Origin of the sequence: Anoxybacillus sp. FSL W8-0382, from assembly GCF_038003845.1 — a bacterium.
In the GTDB taxonomy this organism is placed as follows: Bacteria; Bacillota; Bacilli; order Bacillales; family Anoxybacillaceae; genus Anoxybacillus; species Anoxybacillus flavithermus_G.
Map to the genome: position 1 here is coordinate 2,113,352 of NZ_JBBOPX010000001.1, position 24,529 is coordinate 2,137,880.

Consider the following 24,529-nt stretch of genomic DNA (forward strand, 5'->3'; position numbering starts at 1 on the left):
AGTAAAGCAGGCTCACATACAGCCTGCTTTTTTATATGTTTAACATGTAGCTGATTACCGTATATGTGCAAGCAATCCAAAAGGAATAAGAACGATAGCACGTATTTTTCACTTCTTCTGAAGACCTATTCCACATATACCCACTTCCATGTATATAGAAGAGAAAACTTGTGGCAATCACACCGACAAGAAACGTCCATTCCATATATGGCACGCCTGTTTTTTCACTTGCGGCATATGGAACAAAAAATAAAAATACGATTGTAGTCAAAATAGAAAGCGATGTTCCCATTCAATCAAACCTTTATTTTGGTATATATGACATATGATAAAATAAAATGAATATTGAAACAACAAAAAGAGAGGATGGCATAAAATGACGAAAAAAATATTGGTCGTATTTTTCATTTGTTCGATGTTTATCATTCAACCAAGTCATATGACTCCAAATGGTTGGCAAGGATGTCCAGAATGCTTATAGGGGGGAGGAGATGAACGACCAACATATTCAACTTCAACAAAAAGTGATTCATTATCGCTCGGAAGTGGCCAAATATAAACAACTTTTGCAGCTTGCTGAAACCGAACTAAAACGTGAGCAGCTGCGCAATCATTATTTACAAAAACAGCTTGAACAAATGGATGAATATGAACAAACGATCGAAAAGCTCGAACAACAGCTTCTGTTTTACGAAGTGGCGCTTGAAGAAGAAAAAAAGCGAAAAAAAGAAACAAAAAAAGAAACAAAAAAAGAAGAGATCGTGCGCGCCCACGCCTATTTTGCATATGCCGTCATGATCCCGGAAGAAAAAGAAGAACATGTGACGATTGTTGGCGATTTCGTCATTGAAAATATCGGCAATACGCCGCTCAATGACCCGATCATTTGTCTTCGTCTCCGCCCCGCACATCACGCTCAGTTAAGCGGAAAATTTTCATTTCGCCAACTGCAAGAAGAAGGCGGATGGACGTTTGCGGTCGAAGATTGGCGCCAAAAAGTAAAAGAAGGGGAATATTGGCTAAAACCGATCGACCAGACAACGCTTTTACCGAACGAACAACTGCGCTTTCCGTCATTTGAATTGAGCATATTCCATACGATCGTTGTAGAAGCGTTCGTTTATTTCCGCCAGCTCAAACAAGGAATCCCCTCCTTCAATCATATCGTTATCAATAAATAAGCAGGCATTTGCCCGCTTTTTTTATCGGCTCCATTGTTGGACAACGACTTCGATAAGCGCAGCACCTCCCGCAATCGCTAATATCCACACAAACGGCATGACAATGTACGTGGCGAACATCACGCCAACGTACAACGCCGCTGCGCACCATACCCCTGTACACCAATGACAGCTTAACAGTTCTCCGATCCATTTCCGTATTCCTGTTCCTTTTATGACGATATACGTTTCTCCATCTTGTTCAACTTCATCGTGAAACGGCGCGCGCAAAAACGACGTAATACGGTCATATACAATGAGGTGCGTCAAGCGAAACGAAGCAATACATAAAAGAAAAAAGTGAAACGCATCCATCTTTCTCGCCTCCTCGCTCTACTGTATGTGACATACGATGAAAAAATGTCGGCAAACCGCCCATTCCCCTTTTCCTTTCCGTACTAGACGAAGAAAGGAGTGGAACGAATGTATCGCATTTTTTTCAGCAAAGACTTTTTAGCAAAAAAAAACAAATAAAGAAAAAGCGCTCGCACTTGCTCGCGAAGGACGAAAACGGGCAGAAACGACGTTTTCATTCGCAAACACAGCCGAGCAGCTCGATCGTGTATATATTACGATTTGCCAATAAGCGATACGGATACGATATGTTCTAGCGGGATCGTGATCGTTTTTTCTTCTTCACTCAATGTAAAAACGACTTTTTTCTTATCGCACGTTTGAATAACCCCTTCATACGTCTTGTTTTTCGTTTTTAATTCGCACGTCACCGGGCGAAGTTCATTCGGGAGCGTCGCTAAAAACTCAATGCGCTCGATCGTATCCATGTCGCGAAAGTTCGCAAACGATGGCGGTGGATACGACGGCTTTTCTTTTTTTGTCCGAAACGTCTGTTGCATATAGCACGTTTTCGGCCCTAAATTCGGCTGAACGATATACAACAACGGTGCATTTTCCACATGCTTTTTCATTTCCATACCCCTCCTTTTTACGACTACTATATGCGCAAAAAGAAAGGGGCATGCTAAAGGAATGAGTAACAAATTTACAAGATACTCTTCTTTTTATGAACGATGCCCCTAAGTTTATAAATATCCTCTAACACATCATCAATGGATCGAACATTAAAATCTCTCTCTATCAGTATGTACTTTGGATTCACGCGTTGCAACATCCACTCCGTTGATATTAAAATCTCTTCATTAAGGGAGTTGGAATGAGTATCTCTCAGCGTTCCCTTACCATCCCTCTCAAATCCAGAAACATGAATGCATTCAATTTTTTCAAAAGGGTATTCTGAAACATATTTTTCGAAAGAGTGGTTATTATTTAAGGCTGTTACGTAAGCATTTGTAACATCAAACAAAATTTTTATCCTAGGATTTGCATCCTTCAATAATTCGCTGAAAAATCTTCCCTCATTTAATTGATCATTGTTAGACAATTTATTTTGCGTAATATTCTCTACGAGTATTTGGTTAGAAAAGAAGCTTAATATAATTTCTAAGTTCCTCCTCATTATGAGTACATTTTCTACATCATACTCTATCGGAAAAACTTTTGATAAATAAACCCCGTGCATATGGGAGTAGGCGACGTGATCTGAATAATATTCAGCTTCTACATAATCACTATAAAAAGCATATTGTTCAATTGCCGATCTATATATTCCTTCCTTTGACCCTAAGGAAGATCTTAGACAATGTATACCTATCCCAATATTTTTATCCTTACAAATTTCCAACAATCTTTTCGTTTCCTTATATCCTGTTATATCAGGCATAAGTTCAATAAAATCTACATATTCAATGATTTCATTGATAAGATCCTCATGGATAGAATCTCTATAACATATTCCTATTTTCATGATTAGCGAAGACACCTACCTTCTTTTGTTAAATATATACGACTGGAAATTTTATTTTTTTTGTATATTTAGCGAGTACTGGTCAAAGGGGAATCCTACTCCATCATACCTTCCGTCCCCCCACTGATGCTTTTCATAAAACTTTTGACACTACCGTTTAGGGCTGCTGTATCCCTTTTCATTCACTTTCATGCGCTCGAAAGATATAAAAAAAACTAAACTTAAAATAGCGTTTATTAATAACATAAAGTGAACTATAGAATGAATGTACATACCCAAAAAACTAAATAATAGATTGGAAATCGATATAGACACTTGAATGATTTGCATTAACTCCCTCTTATCTCTTGTCTTATTTTTGTGAATAAAAATCGTATTGATGTAAACATTTATGGATACGCCTAAAGTGATAGTAGTACTTAGCATGATAACTTGAAAGATAAGGGGAGTATCGGTGAAATATATCACCATAAAAAGTAAGGATATCACAAAGTAAGAAAGGGGAATATATCTACTATACTCCTTGTCTTTGAGATACCTCAAAAATAAAACATTCATTATTCCTGGTAAAATAAATGGAATAAAGGATAACCTTATCATTCCTTCTTGATCAAATCTTTCTACTAAAGATGGGATCCAAAGCATTGGGATAGATGATATAAAACTCATAAATATTAACAAAAATACACTTTCTACTTTTCTGGGAGATATAGTAACAACTTTATCATATGAAAAGTTACTTTCGACATTTATACTCGCGATTACTATAAACAAAACTAGTGATAAGAAGATATATATCGTCGACGGAATATTAAAAATGAAAGCCCCTAATCCAAATCCTATAAGTTTAGCTAGATTCCCAGCTATGCTTATTTTTGCCATACCACCAAACAGACGTTCCTCACTCTCAAATATCTTTTCCTCCAAGCTTCTCCCTACATATGAAGATGAAAAAAATAAAACTACATATGTAACCAATAGAATGATTATCTCACTTTGTAAAAAGTAAGATAGAAAAAATAATATCAACAAAGAAAAGCTTGTGATCAAACTAATAATTCGAAAATGCAAAATCGATATTTTTTTTATAAAAATAAAGACTAAGATGCTAATAATTGAATTTATAACTATAACTAAAAAAGGCGATAAATTAGAAGTTGACACAACTCTAGTAATCGTGTAGGAATAGGTCATCCCTGAAGACAAAACTAAGAACAAATACAATAAAATTAATTTATGTATTATTTTAACATATTTCATAATACGTAATTCCCTTTTTTTGTTCCTTGAAGTTTTCAAACTCTAGCTTATCATGAAAGAAAAAGACAGAGGCATCCTCACCTATTTCAGAAACATATAGCTCATAACCATTTTTATACTTCACTAACACACCATAGTTAAAATCTTCAAAGTAGATAACTATTGTTTGTAAAAGTGATTCTACGATAACATTCATCTCTTTTTCATAGGCATACTTAACAACTTCTAAGAAAAAAAAGAAAGAAAATGAACATTCTTTTTCAAAGTAGATCCGAAGTATATCAACTTGAACATCACGAGGAAGTTCAACATTTTTAGGTAAATACTGTTTGAACACAATCATAAATCTATCAAGGGATTGAACAACAAACTTTTTAAAAATCTCATCTTTCGAATAAATACACATTTAATGCACATGCAAGTAAAAGATGGTCTCCGTGACTGAGTAAAGTCACCAGTCACGGAAAGTTAATTTACCAGTTATAACAAGTCTCCTTAGCCAACTTTTTCTTAGATTTCTTAATCACTTTTACCTGCATGTTTTTCCTCCTCTCTCCAAAAATTAAATACATTAGTAATTATATATATATATATATAATTTTGTCAATAAAAAATTTTCCAAAAATAAAAATCGATTAAATTCAAGAGATCTTAATCCAGTTGTTTACTTATACCACATATTAACCCCTAACGCGACACGCCACATGCTGGTAAAAACCCATCAGAGGACTTTAAAATGTTATTTGGATTGATGTGTACAGAAAAAAAGCTGTTCGGCAAATGCCAAACAGCTTTCAAATTAGCGTGCTAAAATGTGGTAGCCAGAGTCAACGTGGATAATTTCGCCTGTCACGCCGCGCGATAAGTCGCTAAATAAAAATAGAGCAGTATCGCCTACTTCTTCTTGTGTCGTTGTACGGCGCAGCGGTGCGCGTTCTTCAATTTCTTTTAAAATCGAGTTAAAGTCGCCGACGCCTTTAGCTGATAATGTGCGAATCGGACCTGCGGAAATGGCGTTGACGCGAATGCCGTATTTGCCTAAGTCGTTTGCTAAATATTTGACGCTCGCTTCCAATGACGCTTTCGCTACGCCCATAACGTTATAGTTTTGTACGACGCGCTCGCCTCCTAAATACGTTAACGTGACGATGCTTCCGCCTTCCGTCATTAACTCTTTCGCCGCTTTCGCCACAGCTGTTAATGAATATGCGCTAATATTGTGCGCCAGCAAAAATCCTTCGCGATCCACGTTCATATATTCGCCTTCTAAATGCTCTTTATTCGCAAACGCGATACAATGCGCAAGGCCGTGAATGACGCCTACTTGTTCTTTGATTTGCGCAAAGCATGCTTCAATTTCTTCATCTTTCGTCACATCGCAAGGCAATACAAGCGCTGTGTCATCTTCTAACGTCGCAACTAATTTTTTCACTTCATTTTCAAAGCGCTCACCTGCATATGTAAAAATTAATCGCGCCCCTGCCGCATGAAGCGCGCGCGCAATGCCCCAAGCGATGCTTCGTTTATTTGCCACACCCATAATGACGTACGTTTTTCCTTGTAATGATAATTGCATGTTCGTTCATCCCCTTAAAATTATGATTTGTTATTAGAACCTAGTATTAATATGATTATAACAAAAAATTCCCTACTTTCAAATAGGGAATTATAATAAATAGTCCATAAACATCGTTGCTAAACCGAAATAAATGAGAATGCTAATTAAGTCGTTAATCGTCGTAATAAACGGACCAGAGGCAACGGCAGGGTCGATGCGCAGTTTATGCATAAAAAGCGGAATGAGCGCCCCAGCGACTGTGGCAACCGTCAGCGTCGCAAATAACGCCAGCCCGACGAGCATCCCTAAGAAAAATTGTTGCTTCCATACATACACGACAATCGTAATGACGATGCCACACGACAACCCAATAATCAGCCCTGTCAACGCCTCACGCGCGATCATACTCCACTTTCCTTCTTTTTCGAAATCGCCCATCGCCAGTCGGCGCACCGCCACCGCCAACGACTGCGTCCCTGTATTTCCCGACATGCCCGCAATGAGCGGAATAAAGACGGCTAAAATCGCAACTTTTTGCAGTGTATCTTCAAAACGGCTAATTAAATTCGCCGTCATCATGCCTAAAAACAGTAAAATAATGAGCCACGGCAACCGCTTTTTCGCCGCTTCAAACGGATTGCGCTGAATATCGACATCCGGAACCCCCGCGAGTTTCGAATAGTCGTCTGTCGCTTCTTCCGAAATGACGTCGACAATGTCATCGACGGTAATAATACCAAGCAAATGATTGTTCATATCGACGACAGGAAGCGCTAAAAAATCGTAGTTTTGCATTTTGCGCGCCACTTCTTCTTGATCTTCATCAACAAATACAGAAACGACCCGATCGTTCATGACATCACAAATCATCGCATCATCATCCGATGTCAACAGCTCGCGTAGCGACAATACCCCAACGAGCTGCCGTTGTTCATTGACGACATACAAATAATAAATCGTTTCCGCATTCGCTGCTTCTCTTTTTAAAATTTGCATCGCCGAACGCACCGTTTGATTGGCGTGAATGGCGATATATTCCGTTGTCATAATGCTTCCGGCCGTATATTCTTTATAATGAAGCAGCCCTTGAATATCTTTCGCCGCTTCATCGTCCATAATCGTTAAATAATTCGCTACTTCGTTTTTATCTAGTTCATTTAATACGTCCGCCGCATTGTCGGCATACATGTGCGCGAGCATTTGCGCCACAAATAACGGATCCATTTCCGACAAATAAATTTTATATTCATCTTCTTCAATGTCGAGGTGGTCAAAAATTTCCGCCATTTCCGCTGGCGACAAATATTCATACATGCGTTTTCTCACTTCTGGGCTTTGTTCAACGTAAAACTTCGCCCGATCATACGGATGCAATTTTAAAAACTGTCGGCGAAACTCTTCCATCTTTTCGTCGTATAAAGCTTGCAACATGATGTTTCCCTCCTCTCGACGAAAATCGCTTTTTTTATTATGCGCGAATCTTTGCCAACTTGCAACCGACAATGTAAAATGATAATGCACGATGAAACGCAGGGGGAACAAAAATGGAAAACGAAAAAACCGTTCAATCGAAAATAGATTATCATTTATTGTTCATTTTATTTTTAATTGCGATCGTCAGCGCCATTGCCATCGAAAGCGCGCGCGAGACGCTCCCCGCTAAACTGCAACATATTAACTTTGCGCAAAAGCAGCTCATGTGGTACGCCATCGGAGCCGTCGTCATCGCGGTGACGATGCTTATCGATTACGACCGGCTGTTTAAAATCGCTTGGTATTTGTACGGCTTCGGGATGATTCTTTTACTTGGATTAGAATTAAACGTTCCGGGTACATTAACGATTAAAGGAGCAACGAGCTGGTACAGCCTGCCGGGCGGAAACTTTCAGCCGTCTGAGCTAATGAAAATTTTTATGATTATCGTCATGAGCCGAATTATCGTCAACCATCGTGAAAAATACCATGACCCGACGTTGCAAGACGATTTGAAACTGCTCGGAAAAATCGGGCTGTCGCTACTGCCGCCGCTTTTTTTACTTGCGCGTCAACCGGATATGGGGATGTCAATGGTATTTATGGCGATCGCCGGCTCGCTCATTCTCGTTTCCGGCATTCGCCTGCGCATTATCGTCGCTATCGTCGGTGTTGCTGTACTTGGCGCAACAGCGTTTATCGTGGCGTTTTTATATTTCCCAGACGTATTAAAAATTCAACAATATCAATTAAACCGTTTTTACGGCTGGTTGAATCCGTACGAATATTCAAGCGATCAAGGGTTTCAGCTCATTAAATCGCTACTTGCGATCGGATCTGGGGAATTATATGGAAAAGGATATAAAAACTTAGACGTCTATTTACCAGAGTCGCATACCGACTTTATTTTTAGCATTATCGGGGAGCAATTCGGCTTTATTGGGGCAAGCATCGTCGTGTCGCTCTTTTTCCTATTAATTTACCGCATGATTCAAATTGCGCTAGAATGCCACGATCCGTTTGGCAGTTATTTATGCGCCGGCGTCATCGGCATGATTACGTTCCAAGTATTCCAAAACATCGGCATGACAATCGGGTTGCTGCCGATTACCGGTCTTCCGCTTCCATTCGTCAGCTACGGAGGAAGCTCGCTTGCCACATACATGCTTGCGATCGGGCTCGTCTTAAACGTCCGCTCCCGCACACAAAAATTTATGTTTTCTGCAGAACAATAGGAGAGGTTTAGACTTTGTCACCTCCCCTATTGTTTTTCACATCTCGTCTCCTCTCACATATAAGACGACGTACTACCATAATTACGGTAAATAATCCCTATTGAAATAATTTTTACTTACATGTTAAAATTATTCTTGATTTATAAAATTTTCTTTCAGAAAAAAAGGAGGAAAAACAGAGCAGCCCTATTATCGATTAAAGGAAAACGAATTAAGATCATCCATATTGCTCCATAATCCGTAAGTTAGCAGGAAATTCATGTCCTATGTTTTTTGTGAATTTTCTTCGCACCAGAACCGCATAATTCAATACATCCCATATATATGTTATTATTTTTGATAGAAAGATTACTGATAGTTGATAGGAGAAAACAGAATGAAACCACAGGCTTCAGAAGAAATTAGAACTATGGTGAAACCAAAACCAATATTGAAGTGGGCTGGCGGAAAGCAACAAATGCTAGACGTGTTGTTGCCACAAGTACCAAAACAATATAACCGATATATAGAACCGTTTTTTGGTGGAGGTGCTTTGTTCTTTGCACTCACCCCAAAAGACGCAATTATTGCGGATTCTAATCCTGAACTGATAAACCTGTATCGTGTCGTTGCTGACAATGTCGAAGAACTGATTTCAATTTTGAAAGAAATGAAAAATGACGAATCTTTCTATTATGAGGTTCGAGGTCTTGACCCAGATTTACTGTCTCCGGTTGAAAGAGCAGCTCGAACTATATATTTGAATCGGACTTGCTACAACGGATTATATCGAGTGAATCGAAAAGGACAATTCAATGTTCCTTATGGGAAATACAAAAATCCAAAAATCTGTGATGAAAAAAATCTTCGTGCGGCTAGTAACGCACTTCAAGACGTCCTCATTGTTGAAGGCGATTATAAAGACGTTTTGAGAGAACACGCGAGACCGGGCGATTTTATTTTTCTCGACCCGCCGTATCTGCCCGTTGGAAAGTATTCTGACTTCAAAAGATATACGAAGGAACAGTTTTACGAAGAAGATCATATTGAACTTGCCCAAGAAGTTGACAGGCTTCATGAGTTAGGGTGTTATGTAATACTGACAAACTCGAATCACCCTTTAGTTCATGAACTGTATGGAAAATACGCAATTAGCGTTCATAAGACTCGGAGAAACATAAATAGCGACGCTTCAAAAAGGACAGGAGAGGACGTCATGGTAAAGGTCGAACCAAAACAACGTATTTTTATCGTTCCAGAACCCGTCAAACTCCCAAGCCAAATGGACAAATATCCTCCGACTCGTTTTATGGGGAGCAAACAGAACCTTTTAGAACATATCTGGTCTGTTGCTTCTCATTTCCAGTTCGATAGCGTTCTGGATCTGTTCAGCGGAAGTGGCGTAGTTAGTTATATGTTTAAAACTCAAGGAAAGCAGGTTTTCAGCAATGACTATATGGCCTTTTCGCATTACTTTACAAAAGCGATGGTCGAGAATAGTTTTGTAACCTTAACCGATCAAGATATAGAGCTTTTGTTTGATAAGTCAACTCCACGTGATAACTTTGTTTCCGAGACATTCAAGGACCTGTATTTCAACGATGAGGATAATGAGTTTATTGATACTATTCGTGCAAATTTAGACAGATTAAAAAACGAATATAAACAAGCTATTGCTATATCAGCACTAGTCAGAGCGTGTCTTAAAAAACGTCCTCGAGGTATTTTTACTTATACGGGATATCGTTACGACGACGGTAGACGCGATTTAACTCTGACTTTACAGCAACAATTTCTCGAGGCGGTAACACAAGTGAATGGAGCAGTTTTTGATAATGGGAAAATGAGTAAATCTCGTTATGGTGATGCAATGGATTGTCGACAAAAAGCAGATTTAGTTTATATTGATCCACCTTACTACAGTCCATTGTCAGATAACGATTATGTTCGTCGCTATCATTTTGTTGAAGGAATCGCTCGGAACTGGAAAGGAGTAGAAATGCAATGGCATACAAAAACAAAGAAATTCAAGAGCTACCCTACTCCATTTAGTTCCATCAAAGGTGCTCATGATGCTTTTGATCTTTTGTTCAAACGCCATCAAAACAGCATCTTGATAGTATCCTATTCCTCTAACTCGTTACCTACAAAAGACGAAATGCTTGCTTTGATGGCTAAATACAAAAAAAGAGTCGAAGTTGTGTCCATAGATCATAGATACTCGTTTGGCAACCAAGGACATAAAGTTGGAGACAACAACAACCAAGTTCAAGAGTATCTATTTGTCGGATTTTAGGTTTTATCGGGGGAACAATTCATGACGCAAAAAGCATGGTACATCGGCAATACAACTGTGCGCAACGCTAAACGTTTGAAAGATGGATTGAGAGTCCTCTTGAACTCTCCACTGCATGGGAACCTAATCGGAAGAGAAAAAGAGCAGGAGTTTGCCAAACTCCTTCATAATGAAGGTATCGTTTTTGTTAAAAGACTCAATGATTCACCAAGTAGTGATGCCAGCGACGTAGGAAGAAAATGGCGTGCTGCTTTAATGCAGCTTGGATTTATCAAACCCTTTTTTGCAGATGATCCATTTACGATCACTCCAAATGGAATGAGACTCGTGGAATCAAGGACTATGCCTAGTGAACAGGAATGTTTTTTGCGAGCATTACTAGCCTATCAAATTCCTTCAGACATCGAAAGATCTTTTCACGAACCTATTTTTAGCCCGCTTCGCATAGTCCTGGAAATAATAGCTGCGTTAGAACGTCGGGGGTTAGAAGCTGAAATTAGCAAGCACGAGATGGCCTCAATTGTTCAACTAACAACGTCTTTAGAAGAAATTGATGATGTGGTCAATCGCATTGTTAGATATCGTGAGAAACTTGCTACAGCTACTAGTGCAAGGATGAGAAAAGAGTTAATTCGAGAACATCTACAATCAGTTGTAACTGCGAGTCAAAGCGCAAATACGCTTATGGATTATGCTGACTCGAACTTCCGATATTTGAAGTTAACCGGTCTTTTTGTAGAAAAGGGAAACAAACTTCGTTTTGCAAGCCATAAAAAAACCATCATTGAGCAAATTCTTGAAGAACCGTACACTCCGATACCAGAAAGTGAGTATCTTGAGACACTTTGGAATGGAGCAAAGCTACCTACCGACAATGCTCCTAAGGCTATCGAGGTGATTCAGACAACAGCTCAGCTTCTCACAGAAAGTGGCCAAACAGTAGAACTTCCTAACCTTGAAGAGATGGGAGTACCTGATCTCTCTCGTTTGCGCCTTGAATTGGAAGATGATTGGTTGAAAGTTCTTGAAAAGCAGTATGCGCAAGATCAGGCTAATCAATGGCAGAATATATTGCATTATCTTCAAGCCTTAACTCAACCAATTCGACGTAATAGTATAATTCCACAAGGAGAAGGTGCTGCATATTTCGAATGGTCAATTTGGCGAGCCTTTTTAGCAATAAATTCGCTTTGTAATGAGCCGTGGGAAGCAAGGAGATTTAAAGTTGACCAAGACTTTCTGCCATTACATCCAGCCCCTGGTAATGGACCAGATATGATTTTTGAATTCGATGATTTCGTTATAGTAGTTGAGGTCACTCTAACGCAGTCTTCACGTCAAGAGGCTGCGGAAGGGGAACCAGTACGTAGGCATGTTGCGGAAATAGTAGATCACTATGAACAACATGGGAAGCGAGTTTATGGACTATTCCTTGCAAATAAAATCGATACAAATACTGCCGAAACCTTCCGAATCGGTGTGTGGTATCGACCAGACGATTCGCGAATGGCCTTAAGAATTGTTCCTTTAACCTTAGAACAGTTTATCCATTTATTTGAAACTGGATTCCGAATAAACGGACGATTGGATTATAAATTGTTAGAACAAGTGCTTCGTGACTGTCTCGTTGAAAGCAATAATGACGCTCCAGAATGGAAACGGAGAATACAACAACAAATCGATCGGACCGTACAACGCTTAAACTCCATTACTTAACAAATTGATCAAAACACAAAGAAATGAGAGCAGCAAGAATTGACGTTAGCTCTCATTTCTTCTTTTAATATTACACTTTATTTAAACTTTACTTATACAAAAATGTATACACTTTTCCATAACCAGTGGCAAATACTTCTTCTTTTAGAAAGATATCATCTGCTTCCTTACACCAAATATTTAAATTCGTTTGACCTGGCCGCGATGTATAACTAAATTTTTCACAGTAGATGAAATCATACGTAAGAGAATTATCAGGGACAGTACAATTCTTTAATGACACTGTTTCTCCTTCCCAGGAAGGTGAAACTTGACAAAATACAATATCCCCATTTTCTGAGATAATAAGTATCATCTCTATATCTGTAACAGAAATTAGTCTCGATGATAAGACACTCATAGAAATTTCCCATTTTTTTGAAAAAAACGATATATTACTTACAAAATCGGATTGAATCCTTTTTAACTGCTTTTCTTCAATCGATCCCGTAGGTAATAACAAACGATGCGCAAAATCGTTTGCATCCCTTTCCCATTGCAGATTAACATATTGATTCCACGGTGTATATTGATTAGAAAGCAACTCTTCTACACGTTCATCCACTAAAACATTAGTTCCATTTGGAAAGGAGTGTTTTAGAAGATGACCGATCTCATGTGCTAACGTAAACTTTTGCCTATTTGTTTCTCGAAAATTACAATTCAGTACAATCATTCCCTTATCAGCCGATTCACTTTTGATAGTAAATGCTTCTATGTTATGAGGTAATTCTACTGTCTTAACCAATATATTTAATTGATCGCATAATTCAAACGGATCAATAGGTGATTGTACTTTTGTTTCTCTTAACAGTGATCTGACAATCATATCATTTGTAAATCCTTCTGGATATTGAAGTTTCTTTATACTGTGATTACTTTTTATTTCAGTATGAAAGGCATGAAGAATTTCCTTCCATGCCTCAGGCTTGATTTGGCTGTAGTCTTCATTCATATAACGGTTTGATCGTGCTACCAACTTTAAAGGAATTGGAATATCCTCTGCCAAATCACTTATTTCTTTTGCTGTATTATATAATAAAGCTCCAAGGGGAGACGGAGCATCTACAGAAGAACTAAAAAAACTCTGGCAATGTGTGATGGTTCAACTCGTTCTTTTATTTTTTTCATTGTCAATAGTTGAAAAGCTAACATACGTGTAGTTAATTTCAAATTACTGTTTGGAATTGCTGACAGCAATTCATTGATAAAATGATTACTAATTTCCTCGCTATTGTTCACTAAACCGATTATCTGTTTGGTAAGAAGGTTCAAAGATCGATCCAGTTCAGGTTTGAGAAAGTAATCTATCTGCTCTATTTTACATGTCTGTACTCCTTTTATCATGGTCAAACAAAGATGTAAGATAGTTTCTAAAGATGAATCTCCCCATTTTAATTGTATATCACCTTTGAATCGTCCATAATCAGTTAATATTTTTATCCATTCTTTACGATTTTGAGGGAAACGATTAAATACATAAGCCAGTACTTTATCGTCCTTAAAATCTCGTTGACACCAGATAGTCAATGCCCGTTGAGCGAATCCAATTGGTACAGGAGGATATTTTTCTTTTATTTCTGCCAATAATAAAAAAGCCCCAATTGAAGTTTCTTCTGCATTTGCTGATCGGAAAAGTTCCCACAACAAATCCTCATAAGATACTCCTCTTTCATCTTTTGCAAACCAGCTTGCAAATGGGATTATTCCATAATATATATATGTATATTTACATATATTGGATAATATCTTCTTTTTATCAATAGGATTCTTTTTATTAAAGAAATCATCAATAATTCCTTTTCCTGTTATCATTATTTTCTCCCCTCCTTTCTTACCAGTCTAAGTAAAGCTGAAACAAAACCCCATCATCTACACTTACCATTTTTTTATCACCTATTGTTTGTACTGTATGCTTGCAAGAACGCACAACCCCTCCGGTTTTATATATTTTTCGAAATACACTTTCATCAAGACAAACATATGTAGCGCGGTGTTTTCTATAAGAAATTCCGTGACTTTTTTTCACCTCTTCATGGGTAGCATTATCAAACAATTGCTTGTGTTGGGTCAAATATACACCATCGCCATAATGTGGTTCATCAGTTTGTAAAGTTTCCAACAAACATGATTCACATAAGTTCTTGAATTTTGCTTTAGGTGCGCTCCCGTCATCTATAAATTTTAAAGTATCTTCTTCGTAATAGTAGTACAGCTCTATACCCTTATACAACTCTGTTGCTTCTGCTTTATAGCTTATAGGATCAAGCATATTCAGATCACTTACTTTACCTGTTAATTCTATTTGTTCTTGATCAAAATCTATAGGTGCTGTATGTCCACATGCACAAATTTTTGTTTGCTTTGCCAATCTTACTCCCCTCTCTATCTAACAAGTTAATTTCTTTATAATTATTACATTATTTCATCGACTTCTCCCCTATCTCCTTCACAGAAAGGAGGTTTCTATATGAGAAATATTTTCATCTCAACTCTCTCTGTTTTGCTTTTCTTTTTCATTCTTCCTCTTTCTACTACTTTAGCCCATAACAATATAAGTGAGCAAGAGAAAAATAAAGTTGTTCAAGAAGCTTTAAAAGTTATTGAAAAAAGATACAACTCTCTTATTTCTCAACAACAAGAAGAAAGTGAAATACTTCAACTGAAAAACACTAATTCGCAATTAAGATTAGAAAATATTATAACGAGAGATAAAAATTATATAAACGAACTAGGTGCATCCTACAAGAAAATAGAAATTTTAAACGTAGATGATATACAAATAGATAAAATGAATGACACAATCAAATTGAGCTTACGTGTGGAGGTAGCTAAATACTACCAGTACAAAAATAAAAAACAGATGGAGGAACATCCATGGCTTGAAACAAGAACACATGAGTTTGTTTTCTCTTTTAACGAAAACAAAAGAAACGATTCATATTTATTAGTTGACTACAAATTCGAAGATGAAATGGACTACTCCGACGAACAATCTCCAAATCTCAACTTACCTACAATTTTGTTGGATATGACTTTGACGACGATGGTTATTTCGATCACCTTTCTATTGTAGTGAATTATGATAGCAACGGAGAACCTTTGACTGCTCAACATACTCCAAGTGACTATAACCGCCCTTGGAAATCAGTCAATCCGTCAGCAAAACATTACTTTATTCAAACAAATGATTACTGGTATTCAAATTAAACAAATTTAAAGCGGGGAAAAAACATTGAAAAAATATATGTTGTTGTTCACGTTGTTAGCTTTCTTTATAGGATGTAGTCATAAAGACATCCCAATGTACAATGGATTTCCCATTCCTGAAGGGGCAAAAGTTATAAAAATAGATAGCGATAAAGGCAAGGTGCATCCTGTTTTTATCAGTCAAGCTTTCTTCCAGTTAGAAGAGCCTATGTCTGACTTTACACCGTCCCATCCTTTCTATCAAACTATTGTAAATGAAGGATGGAAAGATGAAGAAGCAATAAAAAAATTAGGCGAATATCGCCATATATTCAGTAAAGATAATCGACTGATCGAAGTAAGTGTTTACAACGACAAGATGACCCTTACAGAATATAACCCTGAAATTTTTTGGGGAAAAAATTAAATGATTCTCCAGTGCATGTTGCTCTGGGGATTTTTTTGTGCATAATGAATAACAAATATCTTTAAAAGAAGGTCAACGAATGATGTACGACATTATTGGCGATATTCACGGCTGTTTTCACGAATTCATGTTATTAACAAAAAAGCTTGGCTACGTTTGGGAACACGATATCCCGATTCATCCGAACGGGCGAAAGCTTGCCTTCGTCGGCGATTTAGCCGATCGTGGTCCGCAATCGTTGCGCGTCATTGATACGGTCATCTCGCTCGTTCAACAAAACAAAGCGGTGTACGTTCCGGGCAACCATTGCGACAAATTGTATCGTTTTTTTCTCGGTCGAAACGTACAAATTACGCACGGGCTTGAAACGACCGTTGCTGAATGGGAACAAGCCGATGAAAAAACAAAAACGCGCCTTCGTACGCAATTTATGAAGCTGTACGAAAACGCCCCGCTTTATGCCGTCTTAGACGATGGAAAACTTGTGATCGCCCACGCCGGCATTCGAGGGGACTATATTGGCAAATCGAATCAAAAAGTAAAAACATTTGTGTTATACGGCGATATTACAGGAGAAAAACATCCAGACGGCTCGCCCGTTCGGCGCGATTGGGCAAAATATTACCGAGGCGATGCGCTTATCGTATACGGACATACGCCCGTCAAAGAGCCGCGCTGGCTAAACAACACCGTCAACATCGACACCGGCTGCGTATTCGGTGGACAACTCACAGCGCTTCGCTATCCGGAAATGGAGACGGTTTCTGTTCCATCAACGATGCCATATGTCGCAGAAAAATTTCGCCCGTTTGACTAAAGCAAACGGGCCATGTCATGAGGGAGCGGCGCATGAAACGTCATCGTTTTTTCGAGAAATGGATGAAAAAACGTCAGCTCACAACTATGTAACGCTTGGCGGTCGATATGTTCCCGAAAACCGCCATACAAATCATCACCAACGAGCGGATGACCGATATGAGAAAAATGAACGCGAATTTGATGCGTACGCCCCGTTTCTAATCGAATCGACACGTGCGTCATCTCATTTTTCTGTTGCAATACTTCATAATGCGTCACCGCCCGCTGACCGTCTAATCGCACTTCCCGCTCGATGATGCTGTCGCCTTTTCGTCCGATCGGCGCATCAATCGTTCCAACGAGCGGGGTGACATAACCGTGGCAAACCGCTTCGTACCGCCGTTTCACCCGCCCTTGCTTTTGTTGTTCGCTAAGTAAATGATGCACGTGGCGATGCTTTGCGACAAGCACAAGCCCAGACGTATCGCGGTCAAGCCGTGTGACGACATGCACCGTCGTTTGTAACTGTTGTTGTTCGTAATGATGCAATAACGCATTCGCAAGCGTCCCATGCGGATGTTCGCGCGACGGAATGGTTGACATGTGCGGAGGCTTATTGATGACGATCACATAATCATCTTCATACACGACCGCAAGCGGAATCGGCTCAGCGACCATATGTACCCCTTTTTGTTCTGGTGGAAACGAAACGCACACTTCATCGCCTGCTTTTAGCACGTAGCGAACGGTGACGCGCTGACCGTTTACTTCAATATTTCCCCCTTTAAACTTAATGTCTGTCAATGCTGTTTTCGAAATATGCTTTTCTTTTAAAAATTCCCTTACAGCCATTCCATCTTGTTGCTTTGTCACAATCCAACGAAGTTGAAACATACGAATCCCTTTCTACTGAATAAATGATTCGCGTACACGCTTCCAAAACGGAAACGGACGGAAGCGCGCAAAGCGAATTTTTTCATCAGCGACGCGGCATTGTATCGACTTCACATCTTTATGAAGTAGCGACAAATGGTCGATCGTAATTTGAAAATCGACGTCATTGACCGGCTTTAACATGCACGTATGATGCTTCGGCAAAACGAGCGGCGAGCCGATCGTGCGGAAGACGCGATTGTTAATCGACGCCATTTCCGCGACTTGAATGGCCTCTAACGATGGATGTAAAATCGCCCCGCCAAGCGCTTTATTGTATGCCGTACTTCCCGATGGCGTCGAAATGCATAACCCATCCCCGCGAAACGTTTCAAACAAATCGCCGCGAATTTCAACGTCCATCACAAGCGTCCCTCCAACGCTTTTCACCGTACATTCATTGAGCGCTAAATATTTTGCTTCGCGTCCGCCGCGCACATATCGAATCGTCACTTCTAAAAGCGGGTATTCCACGATTTGATATGGCGTTTTCGCAATCGCAATGACGAGCTTTTCAATTTCATCTGGCACCCAATCGGCATAAAAGCCTAAATGACCCGTATGTACCCCGACAAACGCCGTCTGTTCGAGCCGGCTCCGATAACGATGAAACGCATACAACAACGTCCCATCCCCGCCGACTGAGATGACAATATCCGGCTCATCTTCATCATACGTTAAACGAAAATCGGTTAAATATGTACGAATTTTATACATACATTCGTTTGATATCGCATCCCCTTTTGATATGACCGCAAATTTCACGCGCCTTCACTCCTCGCTCTCTTTTAAGTCTTGCTTACGCGAAAACGCCGCTTGCGCCTCTTGAATTTCAAAACGAATTTTCGACATTTCCTCGTCTAACAAATATGCGGCTTCTGCGGCGCGCTGCAATCGTTGGCGAATATCTTCTGGAAACTTGCCGCTATATTTGTAGTTTAACGAATGTTCAATCGTCGCCCAAAAATTCATCGCAAGCGTTCGAATTTGAATTTCCACTAAAATGTTTTTTTCACCGTAAATCATTTGCACCGGATAACGAATAACGACATGGTACGAACGATACCCGCTCTCTTTTTTTTGCGTAATGTAATCGCGCTCTTCAACGATCGTAAAATCGTTTCGCTTGCGCAACAGTTCAACGACCGTCTGAATGTCATCGACAAATTGACACATCATACGCAAACCAGCAATATCTTGCATTTGTTGTTCAAGTTGATCGAGCGGAATATTTTTCTTTTGCGCTTTATCTAAAATGCTCGCAATCGGCTTCACTCTTCCTGTCACAAATTCAATTGGAGAATGCACCCCTTGCATTTCAAATTGGGCGCGCATCCCTTTTAACTTTACTTTCAGCTCTTCCACCGCCTGTTTATACGGCGCTAAAAAAAACTCCCAATGTCTTTCCATTCAACCACCTACTTATGCGAAAAATGCCGTTACCGCCTGTTCCATTTCTTCACCGTAGTTTGCATTTCCTGCAATATTTTCGATTAAGTATGCCACTTCTTCATGAATGCCTTCTAACTCGATTGTTGCATCGTTTCCGACAAGAAACACCGGCTCGCTTGTACGAAGCGCTTCTTTAATCGCCCCCCATACTTCCTTTGGCATAATGACATAAACGAACGCATCCGCCGCTTCTAATATGTATGCGAACGCACATGCATCCGAATCAACAAGCATATGGCGTTTCGCTTGTAACCCTTGAAGCGACGCCTCACATAAAAAGTACCATCCGTTTTCTTTTTTTTCTGCTGTATGTACATATATTTTCATGTTTGTTCCTCCGTCATCCATGATGTCCGCCTTTATTTTACCACATTTCACCTAGCGATGTTCACTAGTTGCACTTTTTCGCGTACATGTTGATAATAAAAGTAGAATGACGTAAGGAGAAAAAACGATGAAGCATGAATTAGAAATTGAATTTAAAAACGTGTTAACGGCTGAAGAATTTTCCCGCTTAACGAACGCATTTTGCGTGCGCGATGAGGAATGGGACGTGCAACAAAATTATTATTTTGACACGCCAGACTTTCAACTGAAACAACAAAAAAGCGCATTACGCATTCGTTTCAAAAACGGCTCATATACATTAACATTAAAACAACCATACGAAGACGGGCTGTTAGAAACGCATGAGCCGCTAACGTCTGAAACCGCGACAGCACTTATTTCGGGTGCGACATCACTTCAAGGCGACATCGCCAACATATTGCAGGCGCTTCATATCGATCCAACAGCGATCGTTTGTTTCGGATCGCTCACAACTCGGCGCGCGGAACGCCCGTATAAAAATGGCACGCTCGTTTTCGATTATAACGAATATATGAACGTAGCTGACTATGAAGTCGAATACGAAGCGAACGAACGAGCAGAAGGGGAAAAAACGTTTACGCAACTGCTCGAATCGTTTCATATTCCAAAACGAAAAACGAAAAATAAAATTGAACGATTTTACGAAGCTAAATACGAAACGGAGCGATCGTCATGAACGTGCAACAATTGAAATTGCTTCTTGAACTGCAAGCGTTGCAACATTTACAAGGAAAAAAAGAAGCGCCAACAACATCGTTTCACGACCTATTTCGCGAGCTGTTAACGCCAGAGACGAACGAAAAAACGGAAGCAATGCGCCTATCGCTTCCGCTTATGACAAGCGGAGAAACGAAAGCGCCGACATATAAAGTGAGCACACCGCTTCATAAAGATACGATACATCAATGGATTGACGAAGCTGCAGCGAAATACGATGTCGATCCGAAACTCATTTATGCGGTCATTCGCCATGAATCGAATTTCAATCCGCAAGCAAAAAGCCGCGTCGGCGCGATGGGACTGATGCAGTTAATGCCGAGCACGGCGCGCATGTTAGGGGTACAAGACGCCTTCGATCCACAACAAAACATTGAAGGCGGGACAAAATATTTACGCCAGCTTCTCGATCGGTACGACGGCAACATGGCACTTGCGCTTGCGGCTTATAACGCCGGGCCGGGAAATGTCGATAAACATGGAGGCATTCCACCGTTTCGCGAAACGATAAACTACGTGAAAAAAGTCATGCAAACGTACTATGCCGCAAGTCACATCGTTTGAGATGAAACAAAGTCGTTGTTACAATATGTATATATCTCGGCAAAGGAGTTTTTCATATGTTTCAATCCCCTTATGAAGCGATTGGAGGCGAACAAGTTGTCTCAAAACTCGTTGATGCTTTTTATGAACGGGTGGCGAAACATCCTGATTTAGCGCCGATTTTTCCAAAAGACTTAACAGAAACCGCGCGAAAACAAAAACAATTTTTAACGCAATATTTAGGCGGCCCACCGCTTTATACAGCCGAACACGGACACCCGATGTTGCGCGCTCGCCACTTGCCGTTTCCAATTACACCAACGCGCGCAAAAGCATGGCTTGCGTGTATGCATGAAGCGATGGATGCGATCGGACTAAAAGGACCTGTTCGAGACGAATTGTATCAACGGCTCATGTTGACTGCCCAACATATGATTAATACACCAGATGACGAGCGAAAGGAGCATGAAGGTGAATGGTAAGCAAGAAGGAACGGCAAAGCAATTAGAGATTTACTTATTTGTCGATCCTCTTTGCCCAGACTGTTGGGCGCTTGAACCTGTTTTAAAAAAATTATGGATCGAATACGGACAATATTTTGCTTTGCGTCACGTCTTAACCGGTCAACTCGATCGGCTGAATGGCGTCAGTTATAAACGAATCGATCGGCATGCGTCGCGCGTCGGCATCGCCTGTGAAGACCGCGTGCTTCTTCAAACGCCGTTGCCGATCCCATACATTGCTTCGCTCGCTGTGAAAGCAGCCGAATTGCAAGGGCGTCAAGCGAGCATTCGCTTTTTGCGTCAACTACAAGAAATTGTATTTATTCAAGGCAAAACGATTACAGAAACAAACACACTCATTCAATGCGCCATCGATGCTGGTTTAGATGTGCAAGAGTTTATAAACGATTTATCTTCTCCAAGTGCCGTTAAAGCGCTACAATGCGATTTAAAAATTAGTGCAGAAATGGACGTTCGCGAAGTTCCAACGCTCGTCTTTTTTAACGAAAACATTGAAGAGGAAGGCATTAAAATTTCAGGCTGTTATCCGTACGACGTATATGTCGATTTAATCCATGAAATGCTCGGATTTCATCCTCAACCATCTTCACTTCCACCAATTGAACAGTTTTTACATCATGCGCTATTCGTTACGACCGATGATATTGCCATGGTATACAACATCCCGCACAGCAAAGCGGAATGCGAATTAAAAAAGTTGCGTTTAAAGCAAAAAGTGGAGAAAATCGGCTCATTTTGGCGCTGGATCGGATAAAGAAAAAGGACTCGGGGGATGCCGAGTCCTTTTTCTTTGTCACAAAGACAACAAAGGGGATGGGAGAAATTTTTCACGGTCAAACAAAGGGGTATAAGTTTGTTTGATTGTGATTCACTTCACGTTTATATATTAACAGACTCCTTTATGCCTTGACAAGTGCTTTGCTTACTTGTTCACACATTTGTCATAATTATTTTCGTTTTTGCTTATTATGAATAAGTAAGGGGGGATCAGCATGTTCGCGTTGCATATCGTCTGGATCATCGTCGCATGGATCATTCATTTTTTTGCATTAATGCGCTTATTTCCGCTGCTCATCTCAACTCCGTTTTTATTTCTTTCTTTTTTCTCGTTTTTTACTTACCTCAACAACCGCCACCGTTTTCGCGGATTTCATTAAGAAAAGGCGACACGCAGTCGCCTTTTACAATAGTTGCTCAAGCTGTTGTAATTTTTGTTCGAACACTTGACACGCTTGTTCAATCGGCTCAGGCGCTGTCATATCGACACCTGCTTTTTTCAACACTTCAATCGGATAATCGGAGCTTCCTGCTTTTAAAAATCCAATGTAACGTTCAACCGCAGGTGTACCCTCTTCTAAAATTTGTTTGCTTAATGCGGTCGCAGCGCTAAAGCCTGTCGCATATTGATACACATAATAGTTGTAGTAAAAATGCGGAATGCGCGCCCATTCTAAACCGATTTCTTCATCGATGACGACGCCATCCCCGAAATACGTTTTGTTTAGCTCATAATATTTTTCCGTCAATACTTTGGCGGTCAGCGCTTCCCCGTTTTGTGCCATTTGATGAATCATATGTTCAAACTCCGCAAACATCGTTTGACGGAACACCGTCCCTCGGAACGTTTCTAAATAATGGTTTAATAAATATAACTTTTTCTTCTCGTCATCGATCGTTTTTAATAAATAATCGTTCAACAACGCTTCGTTGCACGTCGATGCGACTTCCGCAACGAAAATCGAATAGTTTCCGTACGGATACGGCTGATATTTGCGCGTATAGTAACTATGCACCGAATGGCCAAACTCATGGGCAAGCGTAAATAAGTTGTTCACATTATCTTGCCAGTTCATTAAAATGTACGGATTCGTTCCATATGAACCAGACGAGTACGCTCCACTTCGTTTGCCGCGCGTTTCTTGCACGTCAACCCAACGGTTATCAAACCCTTCTTTCACGATCGAAATATATTCGTCACCTAGTGGCGTCAATCCTTTTAACAATATGTCTTTTGCTTCTTCATACGTCACTTTCATATCGACTTGTTTGACAAGCGGCGTATATAAATCGTACATATGCAATTCATCTAATCCGAGCACGCGCTTGCGCAATTGAACGTAACGATGCAAAAGTGGCAAATAGCGATGAATCGTTTCAATTAAGTTATCGTACACCGTTTCAGGAATTTGGTTTTTACTTAATGCCGCCTCGCGCGCTGAGCGATAGTTGCGAACGCGCGCAAAAAAGTTATTGCGCTTCACCGCTCCGCTTAACGTGCTCGCAAACGTATTTTCATATTTGCGATATGTATCGTATACCGCTTTAAATGCATCGCGGCGGACGCGGCGATCTTCGCTTTCAAGGAAACGAATGTAACGGCCGTGCGTCACTTCCACTTCTTCGCCGTTTTCATCTGTAATCGTCGGAAAACGCAAATCAGCATTATTTAACGCCCCGAACGTATTGCTTGATGCGTTCATCACTTCCGCCGCCTGTGCAAGCAACGCTTCTTCTTTTTCCGATAACACGTGCGGACGTTGGCGGTTCATTTCATCTAATTCATGCGCATACAAACGAAGCGGCTCGTATTGTTGTAAAAACGTGCGCAACACATCTTCATCCATCGCTAAAATTTCTGGCACGATAAACGCCGTCGCTTGACCTGCTTCCGCATACAACCCTTCCGCTCTCGTTTCCAATCCTTGATAAAGCGAATTAGCCGTATCTTCGTCATGGCGCATATGTGCGTACGCATATAATTTTCCTAGTCGCATGAACACATGGTCGCGATATTGTAACGCTTCGTATAACATCTGTGCGCTTTCCCCTAATCTGCCTTTATACTCCGAAAATTTCGGAAGCAGTGCTTGAATTTGTTGAAATTCTTGTTCCCATTGTTCATCCGTCGCGAAAATATCTTCGAGACGCCATGTGTACTCTACCGGAACGTCTTTACGTGTCGGCAACGTTTTTGCCATA

The 24,529-nt window shown here is 40.1% G+C and carries 29 protein-coding genes; 13 read left to right on the top strand and 16 right to left on the bottom strand.

Translation table 11 applies throughout. The features are described 5' to 3' along the window. Positions 1-31: 31 nt before the first annotated feature. Entirely contained in the window at positions 32-292 is a 261-nt protein-coding gene (locus NSS60_RS11160; RefSeq protein ID WP_004891751.1) for a hypothetical protein, read from the bottom strand. Between the two features lie 199 nt (positions 293-491). Between NSS60_RS11160 and NSS60_RS11165 the strand changes: the two genes are divergently transcribed. Next, positions 492-1,181: a hypothetical protein gene (locus tag NSS60_RS11165; RefSeq protein WP_064214206.1), complete on the top strand. Its 690-nt coding sequence runs from the start codon at positions 492-494 to the stop codon at positions 1,179-1,181. Positions 1,182-1,202: 21 nt separating this feature from the next. Here the strand turns inward: NSS60_RS11165 and NSS60_RS11170 are convergent, their stop codons facing one another. From NSS60_RS11170 to mgtE, 7 genes are all read right to left on the bottom strand, one after another. Next, positions 1,203-1,535, bottom strand: coding sequence for a DUF1360 domain-containing protein (locus NSS60_RS11170; RefSeq protein WP_004891761.1), 333 nt, complete (start codon positions 1,533-1,535; stop codon positions 1,203-1,205). Positions 1,536-1,789: 254 nt separating this feature from the next. Next, on the bottom strand, positions 1,790-2,146 hold the full coding sequence (locus NSS60_RS11175) for a CotO family spore coat protein (RefSeq protein WP_035018832.1): 357 nt from the start codon (positions 2,144-2,146) through the stop codon (positions 1,790-1,792). A gap of 74 nt (positions 2,147-2,220) precedes the next feature. Next, entirely contained in the window at positions 2,221-3,042 is an 822-nt protein-coding gene (locus NSS60_RS11180) for a multinuclear nonheme iron-dependent oxidase (protein ID WP_155116437.1), read from the bottom strand. A gap of 150 nt (positions 3,043-3,192) precedes the next feature. Beyond that, positions 3,193-3,969, bottom strand: coding sequence for a hypothetical protein (locus NSS60_RS11185; RefSeq protein WP_230456210.1), 777 nt, complete (start codon positions 3,967-3,969; stop codon positions 3,193-3,195). A gap of 319 nt (positions 3,970-4,288) precedes the next feature. After that, positions 4,289-4,708 carry a hypothetical protein gene (locus tag NSS60_RS11190; protein ID WP_004891771.1) on the bottom strand — a complete coding sequence of 140 codons (420 nt, stop codon included), beginning with the start codon at positions 4,706-4,708 and terminating at the stop codon, positions 4,289-4,291. Positions 4,709-5,101: 393 nt separating this feature from the next. Continuing rightward, positions 5,102-5,878: an enoyl-ACP reductase FabI gene (gene fabI, locus NSS60_RS11195; protein WP_004891773.1), complete on the bottom strand. Its 777-nt coding sequence runs from the start codon at positions 5,876-5,878 to the stop codon at positions 5,102-5,104. 90 nt (positions 5,879-5,968) lie between these two features. Next, complete coding sequence (mgtE, locus tag NSS60_RS11200; RefSeq protein ID WP_340720856.1) at positions 5,969-7,291, bottom strand: magnesium transporter; 1,323 nt, start codon at positions 7,289-7,291, stop codon at positions 5,969-5,971. A 113-nt stretch (positions 7,292-7,404) separates the two neighbouring features. Here mgtE and NSS60_RS11205 point away from each other — a divergent pair, with 113 nt between their 5' ends. From NSS60_RS11205 to NSS60_RS11215, 3 genes are all read left to right on the top strand, one after another. After that, positions 7,405-8,568, top strand: coding sequence for an FtsW/RodA/SpoVE family cell cycle protein (locus NSS60_RS11205; protein ID WP_340720857.1), 1,164 nt, complete (start codon positions 7,405-7,407; stop codon positions 8,566-8,568). Positions 8,569-8,944: 376 nt separating this feature from the next. Next, a complete protein-coding gene (locus NSS60_RS11210; protein WP_340720858.1) occupies positions 8,945-10,843 on the top strand; it encodes a Dam family site-specific DNA-(adenine-N6)-methyltransferase in 1,899 nt (632 codons plus the stop codon). Positions 10,844-10,864: 21 nt separating this feature from the next. Beyond that, positions 10,865-12,559 carry an AlwI family type II restriction endonuclease gene (locus NSS60_RS11215; RefSeq protein ID WP_128356813.1) on the top strand — a complete coding sequence of 565 codons (1,695 nt, stop codon included), beginning with the start codon at positions 10,865-10,867 and terminating at the stop codon, positions 12,557-12,559. A gap of 88 nt (positions 12,560-12,647) precedes the next feature. Here the strand turns inward: NSS60_RS11215 and NSS60_RS11220 are convergent, their stop codons facing one another. From NSS60_RS11220 to NSS60_RS11230, 3 genes are read right to left on the bottom strand one after another with little or no spacing between them, the layout of a single operon-like run. Then, positions 12,648-13,607 (bottom strand): ImmA/IrrE family metallo-endopeptidase, encoded by a 960-nt coding sequence (locus NSS60_RS11220; protein ID WP_340720859.1) that lies wholly within the window; start codon positions 13,605-13,607, stop codon positions 12,648-12,650. A gap of 56 nt (positions 13,608-13,663) precedes the next feature. Continuing rightward, positions 13,664-14,413 carry a hypothetical protein gene (locus NSS60_RS11225; protein ID WP_340720860.1) on the bottom strand — a complete coding sequence of 250 codons (750 nt, stop codon included), beginning with the start codon at positions 14,411-14,413 and terminating at the stop codon, positions 13,664-13,666. Between the two features lie 19 nt (positions 14,414-14,432). Beyond that, positions 14,433-14,969, bottom strand: a complete 537-nt coding sequence (locus NSS60_RS11230) for a hypothetical protein (protein WP_068895934.1) — start codon at positions 14,967-14,969, stop codon at positions 14,433-14,435. Between the two features lie 99 nt (positions 14,970-15,068). Between NSS60_RS11230 and NSS60_RS11235 the strand changes: the two genes are divergently transcribed. From NSS60_RS11235 to prpE, 4 genes are all read left to right on the top strand, one after another. Further along, positions 15,069-15,674 carry a hypothetical protein gene (locus tag NSS60_RS11235; RefSeq protein ID WP_244149194.1) on the top strand — a complete coding sequence of 202 codons (606 nt, stop codon included), beginning with the start codon at positions 15,069-15,071 and terminating at the stop codon, positions 15,672-15,674. Beyond that, on the top strand, positions 15,674-15,808 hold the full coding sequence (locus tag NSS60_RS11240; RefSeq protein ID WP_240672285.1) for an amidase domain-containing protein: 135 nt from the start codon (positions 15,674-15,676) through the stop codon (positions 15,806-15,808). Before NSS60_RS11235 ends, NSS60_RS11240 begins: the two co-directional genes overlap by 1 nt. Before the next feature lie 25 nt (positions 15,809-15,833). Beyond that, positions 15,834-16,214, top strand: coding sequence for a hypothetical protein (locus NSS60_RS11245; protein ID WP_128356862.1), 381 nt, complete (start codon positions 15,834-15,836; stop codon positions 16,212-16,214). Positions 16,215-16,293: 79 nt separating this feature from the next. Beyond that, a complete protein-coding gene (gene prpE, locus NSS60_RS11250) occupies positions 16,294-17,031 on the top strand; it encodes a bis(5'-nucleosyl)-tetraphosphatase PrpE (RefSeq protein WP_340720861.1) in 738 nt (245 codons plus the stop codon). Here prpE and NSS60_RS11255 read toward each other — a convergent pair. The 4 genes from NSS60_RS11255 to NSS60_RS11270 are packed head-to-tail and all read right to left on the bottom strand — an operon-like array spanning position 17,028 to position 19,724. Then, positions 17,028-17,906, bottom strand: a complete 879-nt coding sequence (locus tag NSS60_RS11255; RefSeq protein WP_004891785.1) for an RluA family pseudouridine synthase — start codon at positions 17,904-17,906, stop codon at positions 17,028-17,030. The genes prpE and NSS60_RS11255 overlap by 4 nt on opposite strands. 12 nt (positions 17,907-17,918) lie before the next feature. Next, positions 17,919-18,710 (bottom strand): NAD kinase, encoded by a 792-nt coding sequence (locus NSS60_RS11260; protein WP_004891788.1) that lies wholly within the window; start codon positions 18,708-18,710, stop codon positions 17,919-17,921. A gap of 6 nt (positions 18,711-18,716) precedes the next feature. Continuing rightward, complete coding sequence (locus NSS60_RS11265; protein WP_004891792.1) at positions 18,717-19,355, bottom strand: GTP pyrophosphokinase; 639 nt, start codon at positions 19,353-19,355, stop codon at positions 18,717-18,719. Between the two features lie 12 nt (positions 19,356-19,367). Further along, positions 19,368-19,724 carry a UPF0738 family protein gene (locus NSS60_RS11270; RefSeq protein WP_004891794.1) on the bottom strand — a complete coding sequence of 119 codons (357 nt, stop codon included), beginning with the start codon at positions 19,722-19,724 and terminating at the stop codon, positions 19,368-19,370. Positions 19,725-19,851: 127 nt separating this feature from the next. Between NSS60_RS11270 and NSS60_RS11275 the strand changes: the two genes are divergently transcribed. The 5 genes from NSS60_RS11275 to NSS60_RS11295 all read left to right on the top strand — a co-directional run bounded on the left by NSS60_RS11275 (position 19,852) and on the right by NSS60_RS11295 (position 22,707). Next, complete coding sequence (locus tag NSS60_RS11275) at positions 19,852-20,442, top strand: CYTH domain-containing protein (protein ID WP_064214259.1); 591 nt, start codon at positions 19,852-19,854, stop codon at positions 20,440-20,442. Continuing rightward, on the top strand, positions 20,439-21,047 hold the full coding sequence (locus NSS60_RS11280; protein WP_064214258.1) for a lytic transglycosylase domain-containing protein: 609 nt from the start codon (positions 20,439-20,441) through the stop codon (positions 21,045-21,047). Before NSS60_RS11275 ends, NSS60_RS11280 begins: the two co-directional genes overlap by 4 nt. A gap of 56 nt (positions 21,048-21,103) precedes the next feature. Further along, positions 21,104-21,508: a globin domain-containing protein gene (locus NSS60_RS11285; protein WP_064214257.1), complete on the top strand. Its 405-nt coding sequence runs from the start codon at positions 21,104-21,106 to the stop codon at positions 21,506-21,508. Then, positions 21,492-22,304: a ClpXP adapter SpxH family protein gene (locus NSS60_RS11290; RefSeq protein ID WP_064214256.1), complete on the top strand. Its 813-nt coding sequence runs from the start codon at positions 21,492-21,494 to the stop codon at positions 22,302-22,304. The genes NSS60_RS11285 and NSS60_RS11290 overlap by 17 nt, the downstream gene beginning before the upstream one ends. Positions 22,305-22,542: 238 nt before the next feature. Continuing rightward, on the top strand, positions 22,543-22,707 hold the full coding sequence (locus NSS60_RS11295; RefSeq protein ID WP_035018834.1) for a hypothetical protein: 165 nt from the start codon (positions 22,543-22,545) through the stop codon (positions 22,705-22,707). A gap of 24 nt (positions 22,708-22,731) precedes the next feature. Here NSS60_RS11295 and pepF read toward each other — a convergent pair whose 3' ends face one another. Beyond that, entirely contained in the window at positions 22,732-24,528 is a 1,797-nt protein-coding gene (pepF, locus tag NSS60_RS11300) for an oligoendopeptidase F (RefSeq protein WP_004891804.1), read from the bottom strand. Position 24,529 lies beyond the last annotated feature (1 nt).